At 49.6% G+C, this 13,691-nt stretch carries 8 protein-coding genes, 1 pseudogene and 1 riboswitch; of the genes and pseudogenes, 6 read left to right on the top strand and 3 right to left on the bottom strand.

Going from position 1 to position 13,691, the window contains the following annotated elements; genetic code table 11:
* Positions 1-79: 79 nt before the first annotated feature.
* Positions 80-297, top strand: a riboswitch (cobalamin riboswitch).
* Positions 298-435: 138 nt separating this feature from the next.
* The 4 genes from accC to FDF36_RS12120 all read left to right on the top strand — a co-directional run bounded on the left by accC (position 436) and on the right by FDF36_RS12120 (position 5,861).
* Entirely contained in the window at positions 436-1,950 is a 1,515-nt protein-coding gene (gene accC / locus FDF36_RS12135; RefSeq protein WP_220391491.1) for an acetyl-CoA carboxylase biotin carboxylase subunit, read from the top strand.
* 6 nt (positions 1,951-1,956) lie between these two features.
* Positions 1,957-2,457 (top strand): acyl-CoA carboxylase biotin carboxyl carrier protein subunit, encoded by a 501-nt coding sequence (locus tag FDF36_RS12130; protein ID WP_220391490.1) that lies wholly within the window; start codon positions 1,957-1,959, stop codon positions 2,455-2,457.
* Between the two features lie 17 nt (positions 2,458-2,474).
* Positions 2,475-4,010, top strand: coding sequence for an acyl-CoA carboxylase subunit beta (locus FDF36_RS12125; RefSeq protein ID WP_220391489.1), 1,536 nt, complete (start codon positions 2,475-2,477; stop codon positions 4,008-4,010).
* Positions 4,011-4,247: 237 nt separating this feature from the next.
* The gene (locus FDF36_RS12120) at positions 4,248-5,861 is read left to right on the top strand and encodes a serine hydrolase (RefSeq protein ID WP_220391488.1); all 1,614 of its coding nucleotides are present in this window, start codon (positions 4,248-4,250) and stop codon (positions 5,859-5,861) included.
* 395 nt (positions 5,862-6,256) lie between these two features.
* Here the strand turns inward: FDF36_RS12120 and FDF36_RS12115 are convergent, their stop codons facing one another.
* From FDF36_RS12115 to FDF36_RS12105, 3 genes and pseudogenes are all read right to left on the bottom strand, one after another.
* On the bottom strand, positions 6,257-7,750 hold the full coding sequence (locus FDF36_RS12115; RefSeq protein WP_005802512.1) for an IMP dehydrogenase: 1,494 nt from the start codon (positions 7,748-7,750) through the stop codon (positions 6,257-6,259).
* 230 nt (positions 7,751-7,980) lie between these two features.
* Positions 7,981-8,267, bottom strand: a pseudogene (locus FDF36_RS12110) (YciI family protein).
* 23 nt (positions 8,268-8,290) lie between these two features.
* On the bottom strand, positions 8,291-9,136 hold the full coding sequence (locus FDF36_RS12105; protein WP_005802510.1) for an AraC family transcriptional regulator: 846 nt from the start codon (positions 9,134-9,136) through the stop codon (positions 8,291-8,293).
* A 150-nt stretch (positions 9,137-9,286) separates the two neighbouring features.
* Between FDF36_RS12105 and FDF36_RS12100 the strand changes: the two genes are divergently transcribed.
* The gene (locus tag FDF36_RS12100) at positions 9,287-10,402 is read left to right on the top strand and encodes an efflux RND transporter periplasmic adaptor subunit (protein WP_149919444.1); all 1,116 of its coding nucleotides are present in this window, start codon (positions 9,287-9,289) and stop codon (positions 10,400-10,402) included.
* A gap of 82 nt (positions 10,403-10,484) precedes the next feature.
* Positions 10,485-13,691, top strand: coding sequence for an efflux RND transporter permease subunit (locus tag FDF36_RS12095; protein ID WP_005790313.1), 3,207 nt, complete (start codon positions 10,485-10,487; stop codon positions 13,689-13,691).

Raw genomic sequence — 13,691 nt, 5'->3', positions numbered from 1 at the left:
TATTTTGAAAAAGCTATAAAGGAATTGCACAAAACCGAACTTTTCGTGCAAAAAGTATCCATCTTATTCAATATTTCTCTATATTTGTCGCCGAATTGGTTCGGAATCCGTGGTCAACGGATGAAGATTAAAAGGGAATCGGGTGTAAATCCCGGACAGTCCCGCTGCTGTGAAACTCTGTATAGCATCTTATCAATCAGCCAATTTCGTACCACTGACAGAAAAAGCAAACTCTGTCGGGAAGGTCCGGTAAGATGTAGAGTCAGTCAGAAGACCTGCCATTCATGAATAAGAGCATTCTCTCCTCGTGGGTTAGGAAAGAGAGCATCGTTGTTAAGCCCCAAATCGTAGAAATACTGTGTTTTCACCGGGTGGATGTATGTCCGCAGGGTGGAAAAGCACAAATATGTGTATGCATTTAATTGAGAAATGAGTATGATTAAAAGAATCTTAGTCGCCAACCGCGGCGAAATAGCCGTGAGAGTGATGCGCTCCTGCCGGGAGATGGAAATAACGAGCATTGCCGTTTTCTCGGAAGCGGACCGAACAGCGAAACATGTGCTCTATGCCGATGAAGCTTACTGCATCGGTCCGGCAGCATCGAAAGAAAGTTATCTGAATATAGAAAAGATTATCGAAGTGGCAAAGTCGTGCCGCGCAGACGCCATCCACCCGGGATACGGGTTCTTGTCCGAAAATGCAACCTTTGCCCGTCGTTGCCGTGAAGAGAGGATCATCTTCATCGGTCCGGACCCGGAAACCATGGAGGCGATGGGAGATAAAATCTCGGCACGTATCAAGATGATAGAAGCCGGGGTACCGGTAGTTCCGGGCACTCAAGACAACCTGAAGAGTGTTGAGGAAGCAGTAGAACTCTGCAACCAAATCGGCTATCCGGTAATGCTGAAAGCCTCGATGGGCGGTGGCGGAAAAGGAATGCGACTGATTCATCATGCAGACGAAGTGGCCGAAGCCTATACAACAGCCAAGAGCGAATCGCTTTCCTCGTTCGGAGACGACACGGTCTATCTGGAGAAGTTTGTGGAAGAACCCCATCACATCGAGTTCCAGATTCTGGGCGACAAGCATGGAAACGTGATTCATCTGTGCGAACGTGAATGTTCGGTGCAACGCCGCAACCAGAAGATTGTGGAAGAGAGCCCTTCGGTGTTCGTCACTCCTGAACTACGCCGGGATATGGGCGAAAAGGCAGTAGCCGCTGCCAAGGCCGTGAACTACATCGGCGCAGGAACCATTGAATTCCTGGTGGACAAGCACCGCAATTATTACTTTCTGGAGATGAACACCCGCCTGCAAGTGGAACATCCCATCACAGAAGAAGTAGTCGGCGTAGATCTGGTAAAAGAACAAATTAAGGTAGCCGATGGACAGGTGCTGCAACTGAGACAGGAGGACATCCAGCAACGGGGGCACGCCATCGAATGCCGCATCTGTGCAGAAGATACGGAAATGAACTTCATGCCCAGCCCGGGTGTCATCAAACAGATTACGGAGCCAAACGGCATCGGGGTGCGCATCGACAGCTATGTATACGAAGGTTACGAGATCCCGATCTATTATGACCCAATGATCGGCAAACTGATTGTATGGGCAACCACACGCGAATACGCCATCGAACGGATGCGCCGTGTGCTTCACGAATATAAACTGACAGGAGTAAAGAACAACATCAGTTACCTGCGCGCCATCATGGATACTCCCGACTTTGTGGAAGGACATTACGATACGGGATTCATCAGCAAAAACGGAGAAGTGCTCCAACACTGCATCACCCGTACCAGCGAACGTGCAGAGAACATCGCACTGATTGCCGCTTACATGGATTACCTGATGAACCTGGAGGAGAATAACAGCGGACTGGCTGCGGACAACCGCCCGATCAGCAAATGGAAAGAATTCGGATTGCACAAAGGGGTATTAAGAATATAGAAGAGTATGGAAATACATATAGGAAATCGCGTGGCCGAGATAGAACTGGTCAGCAAAGAAGATAACAAAGTGGTACTCACCATCGACGGAAAAACGTTCGAAGCGGACGTTGTCATGGCAGAGAACGGGAATTGCAACATCCTGATGGATGGGCGAAGCTCCAACGCCCAACTGATTCGCAAAGAGAACGGAAAGAGTTACAAAGTGAATACACACTACAGTAGTTTCAACGTCGAGATTGTGGACAGTCAGGCAAAATATCTGCGGATGCGCAAGAAAGGTGAAGAAATACAGAACGACCGCATCATTTCGCCCATGCCGGGCAAGGTAGTGAAAATTCCCGTCAGCGCAGGACAGGAGATGAAAGCCGGAGAAACTGTCATTGTCATCGAAGCGATGAAGATGCAGAGTAACTACAAGGTGACTTCGGACTGCCGGATTAAAGAGATTCTGGTACAGGAAGGTGATAATATCACCGGAGACCAGACGCTGATAACGTTAGAATAACGAATAATAGAAAGACAATGGAAGAAGTAAATAAAGCCTATACCACGTTCGAAGAGCGTGACCGTATCGCTTCCCAAGGCGGAGGCGCTGCCAAAATTGAAATACAACATGCGAGCGGAAAGATGACTGCCCGCGAACGCATCGATATGTTGCTGGACAAGGGCACATTTGTGGAACTCGACAAACTGATGGTGCACCGCTGCACCAACTATGGCATGGACCGTAACAAGGTTCCGGGCGATGGTGTGGTGTCGGGTTACGGAAAGATCGACGGCCGTCAAGTGTTTATCTACGCTTACGACTTCACCGTTTACGGCGGTTCGCTCTCGGCATCGAATGCTAAGAAGATAGTCAAGGTACAACAACTGGCTTTGAAGAACGGCGCGCCTATCATCGCGCTGAACGACTCGGGCGGCGCACGTATCCAGGAAGGAATCGAAAGCCTGTCGGGCTATGCCGACATCTTTTACCAGAACACGATGGCAAGCGGCGTGATTCCGCAGATTTCGGCTATCCTCGGTCCATGCGCCGGAGGTGCCTGCTACTCTCCGGCACTGACGGATTTCATTTTTATGGTGAAGGAGAAAAGCCACATGTTCGTCACCGGACCGGATGTGGTAAAGACGGTGATCCACGAAGAAGTCAGCAAAGAAGAACTGGGCGGTGCCATGACGCACAGCAGCAAGAGTGGTGTGACGCATTTCATGGCAAACACCGAGGAAGAATTGCTGATGTCGATCCGCGAACTGCTATCCTTCCTCCCGCAAAACAATATGGACGAAACGCGCAAACAAAACTGCACCGATGACATCAACCGCGAAGACGCATCACTCGGCAGCATCGTCCCCGCCGACCCGAACGTACCGTATGATATGAAAGAGATCATCGAACGGGTTGTTGACGAAGGCTACTTCTTTGAAGTGATGCAGAACTTTGCCAAGAACATCATCATCGGTTTTGCCCGCTTAGCCGGACGCTCGGTAGGTATCGTGGCCAACCAGCCGGCATACCTGGCGGGTGTGCTCGACATCGATGCCAGCGACAAGGCAAGCCGTTTCATCCGCTTCTGTGACTGTTTCAACATTCCTCTGATTACGTTCGAAGACGTTCCGGGCTTCCTGCCGGGATATACGCAGGAGAACAACGGCATCATCCGCCACGGTGCCAAAATAGTGTATGCCTTTGCCGAGGCCACAGTGCCCAAGCTGACTGTGATCACCCGCAAGGCCTATGGTGGCGCTTACATCGTGATGAACTCCAAGCAGACGGGAGCAGACGTGAACTTTGCCTACCCGAGTGCGGAAATTGCCGTGATGGGTGCCGAGGGAGCCGTAAACATCCTGTTCCGCAAGGCGGACGCAGAGACCAAAGCCAAAGAACTGGATGCCTACAAAGAGAAGTTCGCCACTCCGTACCAGGCTGCCGAACTGGGATTCATCGACGAGATCATCCTGCCGAAGCAGACCCGTAAACGCCTGATACAGGCATTGGAGATGACGGAAAACAAAATGCAGACGAATCCGCCGAAGAAACACGGAAACATGCCGCTGTAAACGGCTGGCGGATAAAGCAATCATGAGAGAGAGGAGGGTGAATACGAGTTTCGACACCTCCCCTCTCTCTTTTTAAATACCTATGTTATACGGCGTTAGACAGAAACTATCGAGAGTTTTTTTCGCATTCGGGAATAATCGCCTATTCAACATGTGATATCGCTATTTCCCGTTAGCTGAAAGCCGTCTATCTTTGCGACATCAGATTGAGACAACTAAAAGAAGACCCAAAACGTTATGAAAAAGAATTTATTAATTTTAGTCGTACTGCTGACATCGGCAACGATATCGGCACAGAACGGAGGAACCATTATGAAGAAGTATGAGAACCAACTACCGCAAGCCGGCAGAGGAAACGTGCATGTTGCCTACCAAGGCAAAGCCATCGACCAAATGATTTACGATTTTATGGAAGAACAGGGAATACCGGGCATGACACTTGCCATCGTACAGGCACCTTATATTCCGCGTGTAGCAGGCTACGGAGTGACGGACCTTGAAAAAGGAAACCTTGCCGCTGCCAAGAATCTTTGGCCCATCGGTCCCATCTCACAAGGATATGCAGCCGTGGCAGTGATGCAGCTCTACGAAAAAGGAAAACTAGACCTGAACGCCCCGATCGGCAAGTACCTGAAAGATATACCTGAAAACTGGAAACCGATCAGTATCCTTCAGTTGATGCAACACAGTTCGGGCATTGCGGACTATCGTAATGAAAAGGGATTCGATGTATCGGCCGATTATCGCCCGGAACAACTGATCGAAACGGTAGCCGCCATTCCGCTCACCTTCGAACCGGGGACAGACGTGAAACAGAGCGCCACAAACTTTCTGCTACTGACTTCTATCATCGAAAAGGCCGGCAAGATGCCGTATCACGACTTTGTGAAAAAGTATCAGATCGACTACCTGGGACTGAAACAGACATTCTTCGGCGAAGACCTGGCGAAAGTAAAACAGGAGGACGTGACCCTCACCGGCAACGTGCATCAGACATTCAAAAAAGATAAAGACTACATCAATCCCTCGGAAACGACTACCGGATATGTGGAAAAAGAGGGTCGCCTTGTCGCCGCACCGGCTGTCAGCCCGACGGCACTGAAAGGATTCTCCGACATCTGGGCATCAGCCGAGAATGTGAGCCACTGGGACATCGGATTGGCGGGAAGTGCATTGATCGAAAAGCCCGAAAACCGTGACATGGTGTACAAGCCAACCCGGCTGGCCAACGGCAAGGTAGTACCTGCCATGGCAGGATGGCAGTTCTATAACCACAACGGCCTGATGGACATCAAAGGCAACGTATCGGGCCATTCGGCTTTCCTGAGTCGATTTACGGACGCCTCGGAACTAGTGTGCGTTACCCTACTGGCCAATAAAGAGGGGGTAGACCTGACAAATCTGGGACGCCGTATCGCAGCCGCTTTCGACAGTGATAAGATGGGTACGGGAGCCAACGACAACCTGCTCTATACTTATGAAAGCCAGTTCAGCGTGCCCGAAACCATGACGCGCATCGAGCAGACCCTCCACACGATGGGCGTTCCCGTCTTTGCCAAGTTCGATCACGGGAAAAACGCCGAAGAAGTGGGATTACAACTCCGCCCCAACCAGGTCATCGTTTTCGGTTCACCGAAAGTTGGCACAAAACTGATGCAGGACAACCCGAGTATCTCGATCGAACTGCCGCTGAAGATCTCCGTTTGGGAGGACAAGAACGGAAGCGTATGGATCACTTTTCCACAGATGAGGACGATGGCGGCCGAATACGGGCTGGAAGCCGAACCAGTAATCGGAAAGATGCAAGAACTACTGGAGAAAATCGTAATTAAAGGGGCAAGCGTATACTAACTTCCTGCTGTAGGGATAAACGCTTTTCCTGCAGAAAATTATTTATAAAATATTTGGAGGAAACACACAGTAAAAGTCACAAGCGGCTATAGAACAACGCAGCATGACTTCTCCCGTACTTTTTCACTGTACTCAGGCATACAAAACAGGTTTCATTCTTTTGAGTAGGTTTGTTTATCCGAAAAGATAATATTTTTGTCTTCCGGGAACAATCGTTGAGAAATAAAACAACCGACATTTTGCGTTCAGTGAACATCTGATACGGAACAGGCGGATTGAAACGGACCTCCGGAGGGTATGTACCCCACCTGGAATCCGCATCAGTCCGCCTGTTCTACATTTATCTGTATATCCGTATTCTTAACTCGCTATTGCGAGAAACGGAATGACCGTCATTATCCTTTTTCCTTCAGGATCACATCGTGCGCTCCACCCTCTACGATACTTGTGGATGAGACCAGCGTGATCTTGGCATTTTGTTGCAAATCGGGAATGGTAACAGCACCGCAACTGCACATCGTAGCCTTGATCTTACTCAGAGTGGCCGCCAGATTGTCTTTCATCTTGCCGGCATAAGGCACGTAACTGTCTACACCTTCTTCAAACTTAAGCGATTCCGTTCCACCCATATCGTAACGTTGCCAGTTCTGGGCACGATTTGAACCTTCGCCCCAATACTCTTTCACGTAGTTGTTCTTGATGCAGAGCTTCTTGGTAGGCGATTCGTCAAAACGTGCGAAATAACGACCCATCATCAGGAAATCGGCTCCCATGGCAAGGGCAAGCACCATGTGATAGTCGTGCACCAATCCGCCATCACTACAAATAGGTACATAAATACCCGTCCGTGCCTGATATTCGTCGCGGGCACGAGCCACATCTTGCAGGGCAGTCGCCTGCCCGCGTCCGATACCTTTCTGCTCACGGGTGATACAGATAGATCCACCTCCGATACCCACCTTCACAAAGTCGGCACCAGCCTCTGCCAGATAGAGGAAACCTTCTTTATCTACCACATTGCCGGCACCTACCAGCACTTTATCTCCATATTGTTGCTTGATCCATTGCAGGGTCTCATACTGCCATTCCGAGTAACCATCCGAAGAATCGATACAGAGCACATCTACTCCGGCTTCTACCAAGGCAGGGACACGCTCCTGATAGTCACGGGTATTGATACCGGCACCTACCAACAATTTCTTGTCGGGACTCGACACCTCGTTCGGATTCTCCTTGTGGCTGTCGTAGTCCTTGCGGAAAACAAAGTAAGCCAGACGTCCTTCTTTGTCGATAATAGGAAGTGTATTGAGTTTATGATCCCAGATAATCTGGTTGGCCTCGCTCAGTGTCAGTCCCACTTCACCCACAATCAGCTTCTCAAAAGGAGTCATGAAGTCTTTGATCTTTTTATCCAGCGGGTCTCTGGAGATACGATAGTCACGGCTGGTTACCAATCCCAGAAGATGTCCGTTTGGCGAACCGTCATCCGTTATTCCGATAGTAGAGTGACCGGTCTGGCGCAACAGCCGGAGTACGTCTTCCAACGTATGTTCCGGCGTCAGATTCGAATCACTGGTCACAAAACCGGCTTTAAATTTCTTCACTTTCCGCACCATTTCTGCCTGACTGGCGATGGGTTGCGAACCGAAGATAAACGAGAGTCCTCCGTTACGCGCCAACTCGATGGCCAGTTCGGGACCGGAAACCGATTGCATAATTGCCGAAACGAAAGGGATGTTCAATTCGATTGCTGCTTGTGTGCCTGCCGCATGTTTCACCAGCGGGGTGCGCAAAGAGACATTGGAGGGTACACACTGTTTGGTGGTAAGACCGGGAATAAGTAGATATTCACCGAAAGTTCTTGAAACTTCTTCTACGTAAACTGCCATAAGATAAGTTATTTTTTGGCATGCAAAATTACATCTTTCTTTTTAATTATGTGACTGGGGAAGGGAGATTTTTTCAATAATCCTCTCAAAAGCTTGTTTTTAATCACATCGGGGCAATAAAGAGGAGACTCACTCCTGAAAGCACGCCATGTAAACCACCTCCTTACAATATCACATTCTCCTGATGTCTGTCCATTCAACTACGGATATTATTGAACACAATCTTCATATCAACCTATTTTTAAAAGTTCCTTGAATCCTTCTACCGACTTATTCGGTTCAAACTCTATCACCCGATAGTCTGCCACAGCATTAAAAGGGTCCTCCCCGATAATCTTTTCTACTTCTGCCCGGCTCTGAGCACGGCAAAGAATCACTCCCCCGTCCGGGGCACCTGCGGCCCGGAAGCAAGAAAGACTCCGGCAGCATAATACTTGTCCAGATAGCAACAGTGTGCTTCCAACAATTCGATCACCTTTTCGATAGATGCTTTATAAGTCAATATTAATAACATAATGCCAGTTTGACCTGACAGAAACCTTATCCTGCCAATTCCGCCCTGTACTCCATCGGCGAAACCCCTTCGTGCCGCTTAAAATACCTACCCAGATACGACTGGTCGGGAAAATTCAGCCGGTCTGCTATCTCCTGAATACTGAGATCGGTCGATTGGAGGAGTACCTTTATTTCAAGTGCCGTAAAATCATCAATCACTTTTTTGGCCGAATGACCTGTCAGCGAACGACAGATGCTCGTCAGGTACTTAGTAGAAATACAGAGTTTGCCTGCATAGAAAACGACATCCCGTTGCGAACAGCAATATTCGTGCACCAGAGCAACGAACTTATGAAAAAGTTCGTTCGGACGACTGCCGCCCTCAATCTCTTTATGGGTGAAAAGGCGGTGTACTTTGTCGTATACATCAAGCAGGAAACTTTGCAGGTGATTACGCGCTATCTGGTTGCGGAAACGATGATCGGTATCGGCATAAATAGCAGACGTAGCATGCAGGAGACCGTTAATGGGGGCGGTAAATTCGGAAGGAAGTGTGTAACAGGGCTTCTCTTTTATAAAATGAAAGAAGGAGGGTTCAAAACGGATACAGGCCTCACGAAACATTTCAATATGTGAAGCAAAAAAGGAGACCCGAAAATCATCGCTCTTCTCATCAAGGCTGATAACAGCACCCGGAAGGAGTACAACCTGGGTATTTACCGTTATCTCGTATTTCTTCAGATCGATGGCCATTGTACCACGGCCGGCACGGCAATAAAGGATAATGGCACAATTGAGTTTATGCAAACGGTTGTAAAAGGGAGAAAAATCATCGGTCCCTGCCACAAACGGCTGGTCGAGCGTGAGAGTAAGCGGATTTCTTTTTTCCATATCATGTTCTTTATTTTGCCTACAAAAGTAGGTCTTTTTAGTGAATTAGCCCGCATACTGTTCCGATAATGAACAATACTGGGGCGGGTATGAAAAGCAGTCGACAGTGAAAACGCTCTACCTTTGCCGCGACAAAATTAAATAGGAATTATGATTGAAAAGGTTAGTAAAGTAAAGCAGGCTATATTATTCGCCTGCTGTTTGGCCGCCACCGGATGCAAACAAGCACCGCAGGCAACTGTAGAATCGGGATACAAAGTAATAACCCTTGCGCCTACCGACCGGACGCTATCGAGTACGTACTCAGCAACAATACGCGGACGCCAAGACATCGAAATCTATCCACAAGTGAGCGGTACACTGACACAGGTGTGTGTCAGCGAAGGAGAACGGGTAAAACGGGGACAGTCGTTGTTCATCATCGACCAAGTGCCTTACGAAGCTGCCCTGCAGACAGCATTGGCAAACGTGGAAGCAGCCAAAGCCTCACTGGCTACAGCACAACTGACATATGACAGCAAACAGGAATTATATAAGCAGAATGTGGTTTCGGCCTTCGACCTGAGTACGGCCAAAAACTCTCTTTTGGCAGCACAAGCGCAATTGGCACAGATGAAGGCTCAGGAGGTGAACGCCCGGAACAACTTATCGTACACATTGGTAAAAAGTCCGGCGGACGGAGTGGTGGGAACACTGCCTTATCGGGTAGGAACGTTGGTGAGTGCCAGTCTGCCTGAACCGCTGACTACCGTTTCGGACAACTCGGACATGTACGTCTACTTCTCGATGACGGAAAACCAACTCTTAGGACTGATCCGACGCTACGGATCGAAGGAAGAAGCACTGAAACAAATGCCGGAAATCGGCCTCCAACTGAATGACCGATCGGACTATCCGCAACAAGGACGAATCGAGACAATCAGCGGAGTGATAGACCGGAACACCGGAACAGTCAGCCTGAGAGCAGTGTTTCCCAACCGGGAAGGATTGTTGCACAGCGGCGGCGCGGGCAATGTGATTGTACCGACAGAAAAAGCGGGTGCATTGGTCATTCCGCAAGCCGCCACATTTGAGGTACAGGATAAAGTATTTGTATATAAGGTTGTGGACGGAAAAGCGCAATCCGCTCCGGTACAGGTGACACGTGTGAACGGCGGGCAGGAGTACATTGTGGAGAGCGGTTTGCAGCCCGGCGACGTGATTGTGGCAGAAGGTGTAGGATTGCTTCGCGAAGGAACAGAGATAAAAACAATAAATGGTGAATGATGAACCGAACTGCCACAGCCGCCCATCCAAGTAAGCCGGCTTTTAATATCCACTTATTAAACGTATTACTAACAAGAATATTATGAATTTACGAACTTTCATTGAACGGCCTGTCCTATCGGCTGTTATATCCATAACCATTGTCGTGGTCGGGATTATCGGATTGTTTACGCTACCCGTAGAACAATATCCGGACATTGCCCCGCCCACCATCATGGTGAGCACCAGCTACTTCGGTGCCAGCGCAGAAACTCTGCAAAAGAGTGTTATCGCACCACTCGAAGAGGCCATCAACGGTGTGGAAGACATGACCTACATGACCTCCAGCGCTACCAATGCCGGAACAGTCTCTATCACCGTCTACTTTAAACAGGGGACTGACCCGGACATGGCGGCGGTGAATGTACAGAACCGAGTTTCCAAAGCTACCGGACAGCTCCCCTCGGAGGTAAACCAAGTAGGTGTCACCACTTCGAAGCGGCAGACGAGTATCCTGCAAATGTTCTCGCTCCACAGCCCGGACGACTCGTACGACGAAGCCTTCCTGGCCAACTATATCAGCATCAACCTCAAACCTGAGATTCTCCGTATCTCGGGCGTCGGAGACATGATGATTATGGGAGGAGATTATAGCTTGCGTATCTGGATGAAACCGGACGTAATGGCACAATACCGGCTGATCCCTTCGGACGTATCGACTGTCCTGGCGGAACAGAACATTGAGTCGGCCACCGGATCGTTCGGTGAAAATTCCGATGAAACGTATCAATATACCATGAAATACAAAGGACGCCGAATCACACCGGAAGAATTCGGTGAGATCGTGATCCGTTCCACCGACGACGGACAGGTGCTGAAACTAAAAGATATCGCCACAATCGAACTGGGACAGGAAAGTTATGCTTACAGTGGTACGACGGACGGGCATAACGGTGTCTCGTGTATGCTCTTCCAGACAGCCGGCTCCAATGCCACAGAGGTGAACAACCAAATCAACCGATTCCTTGAAGAGGCAAGGAAAGAACTTCCCCAAGGAGTGGAACTGACACAACTGATGTCGTCCAACGACTTCCTGTATGCCTCCATCCACGAAGTGGTGAAGACACTGTTGGAAGCCATTCTGTTGGTTATCCTTGTCGTGTATGTCTTTTTGCAGGATATCCGCTCAACACTGATTCCACTGGTGGGGATCATTGTATCACTTATCGGTACGTTCGCTTTCATGGCGATAGCCGGATTCAGTATCAACCTGATTACGTTGTTTGCCCTGGTACTGGTCATCGGTACGGTAGTGGACGATGCCATTGTGGTGGTCGAAGCCGTGCAAGCACGGTTTGACGTGGGATACAAATCATCCTATATGGCAAGTGTCGATGCCATGAAAGGAATCAGTAATGCCGTCATCACCTCCTCATTGGTGTTCATGGCAGTTTTTATCCCCGTATCGTTCATGTCCGGCACATCGGGTACGTTCTATACTCAATTCGGACTGACAATGGCCGTTGCGGTAGGTATCTCGGCAGTAAACGCCCTGACACTGAGTCCGGCACTTTGCGCCCTGCTACTGAAACCGTACATCAATGAAGACGGTACCCAGAAACAGAACTTCGCCGCCCGTTTCCGTAAAGCATTCAATGCAGCTTTCGATGTTGTGGTAGAAAAATACAAAGGCATCGTTCTCTTCTTCATCAAGCGCCGGTGGCTGACAGGATCACTCCTGATAGCTTCCATCGCCTTACTGGTAGTACTGATGAATACAACAAAAACCAGTCTTGTGCCCGATGAAGACCAGGGCGTCGTATTCGTCAACGTCAGTACGGCCGCAGGCAGTTCGCTACGGACGACAGACGATGTAATGAAACGTATCGAGGAACGCATGGAACAGATTCCACAAGTGAAGCATGTGCAAAAGGTGGCAGGATACGGATTGCTGGCCGGACAAGGAAGCTCCTTCGGTATGCTGATCTTGAAACTGAAACCATGGGACGAACGCCCCGGAAAAGAAGATGATGTGCAGGCAGTGATCGGACAAGTGTACGGACGGACGGCAGACATCAAGGATGCCAGTGTATTCGCCATCTCACCGGGTATGATTCCGGGCTACGGAATGGGTAACGCACTTGAACTTCACATGCAGGATAAGACCGGAGGAGACGTCAATGAATTCTTCCAGACCACACAGCAGTATCTGGGAGCCCTCAACCAACGTCCGGAAATCGCCATGGCCTACTCTACATTCGACGTGCGCTATCCGCAGTGGCTGGTCGAAGTCGATCCGTCGAAATGCAAGCGTGCCGGTATCACACCGGACCAGGTATTGAGTACTCTTTCCGGATACTATGGCGGACAGTATGTGTCCAACTTCAACCGATTCTCAAAGGTGTACAAGGTGATGATCCAGTCCGACCCGCAGTACCGGCTTGACGAAGCGTCACTGAACAATACATTCGTACGCATGTCTAACGGAGAGATGGCTCCCCTCAGCCAATTCCTCACACTGACCCGTACGTATGGCGCCGAATCACTGAGCCGTTTCAATATGTACAACTCTATTGCCGTAAATGCCATGCCGGCCGATGGCTACAGTACGGGTGACGCCATCCGTGCCGTTCAGGAGACAGCTTCCACTTCCCTGCCCAAAGGTTATGGATACGATTACGGAGGCATCACCCGCGAAGAGAATCAGCAAAGCGGTACGACGGCCATCATCTTCGGCATCTGTTTTCTGATGATCTACCTGATCCTGAGTGCACTCTACGAAAGCTTCCTGATCCCGTTTGCCGTCCTCCTGAGCGTACCCTGCGGTCTGATGGGTTCATTCCTTTTCGCACGCATGTTCGGGCTGGAGAATAACATCTACCTGCAAACGGGACTGATCATGCTCATCGGATTGCTTGCCAAAACCGCCATCTTGCTGACGGAATATGCCGCCGAACGCCGTAAGGCAGGCATGGGACTGATTGCTTCTGCATTGAGTGCCGCCAAAGCCCGCCTGCGCCCGATATTAATGACGGCATTGACCATGATCTTCGGTCTACTCCCGCTGATGGTAGCCAGCGGCGTAGGTGCAAACGGTAACCGCTCGTTGGGAACAGGTGCTGTAGGTGGCATGGTCATCGGTACACTGGCACTGCTGTTCATCGTACCGTCGCTGTTCATTGCCTTCCAATGGCTACAGGAACGGATACGTCCCGTACAGATAGAACCAAGTCATGACTGGCAGATTCAGACAGAGCAGGAAGTGAGTGAACACGAAAAAGAAGAAGCTAAGAATCGCCCTCTAAAATAA

Origin of the sequence: Bacteroides fragilis (assembly GCF_019583405.1) — a bacterium.
GTDB lineage: Bacteria > Bacteroidota > Bacteroidia > Bacteroidales > Bacteroidaceae > Bacteroides > Bacteroides fragilis_B.
The sequence above is the reverse complement of the archived record's forward strand: the minus strand, read 5'-3'. Positions and strand labels throughout refer to the sequence as shown.

What these genes read in the sequence shown, in the direction of transcription:
- accC (WP_220391491.1), top strand. Translation starts at nt 436, where the DNA reads ATGATTAAAAGAATCTTAGTCGCCAACCGCGGCGAAATAGCCGTGAGA.
- FDF36_RS12130 (WP_220391490.1), top strand. Translation starts at nt 1,957, where the DNA reads ATGGAAATACATATAGGAAATCGCGTGGCCGAGATAGAACTGGTCAGC.
- FDF36_RS12125 (WP_220391489.1), top strand. Translation starts at nt 2,475, where the DNA reads ATGGAAGAAGTAAATAAAGCCTATACCACGTTCGAAGAGCGTGACCGT.
- FDF36_RS12120 (WP_220391488.1), top strand. Translation starts at nt 4,248, where the DNA reads ATGAAAAAGAATTTATTAATTTTAGTCGTACTGCTGACATCGGCAACG.
- FDF36_RS12115 (WP_005802512.1), bottom strand. Translation starts at nt 7,750, where the DNA reads ATGGCAGTTTACGTAGAAGAAGTTTCAAGAACTTTCGGTGAATATCTA.
- FDF36_RS12105 (WP_005802510.1), bottom strand. Translation starts at nt 9,136, where the DNA reads ATGGAAAAAAGAAATCCGCTTACTCTCACGCTCGACCAGCCGTTTGTG.
- FDF36_RS12100 (WP_149919444.1), top strand. Translation starts at nt 9,287, where the DNA reads ATGATTGAAAAGGTTAGTAAAGTAAAGCAGGCTATATTATTCGCCTGC.
- FDF36_RS12095 (WP_005790313.1), top strand. Translation starts at nt 10,485, where the DNA reads ATGAATTTACGAACTTTCATTGAACGGCCTGTCCTATCGGCTGTTATA.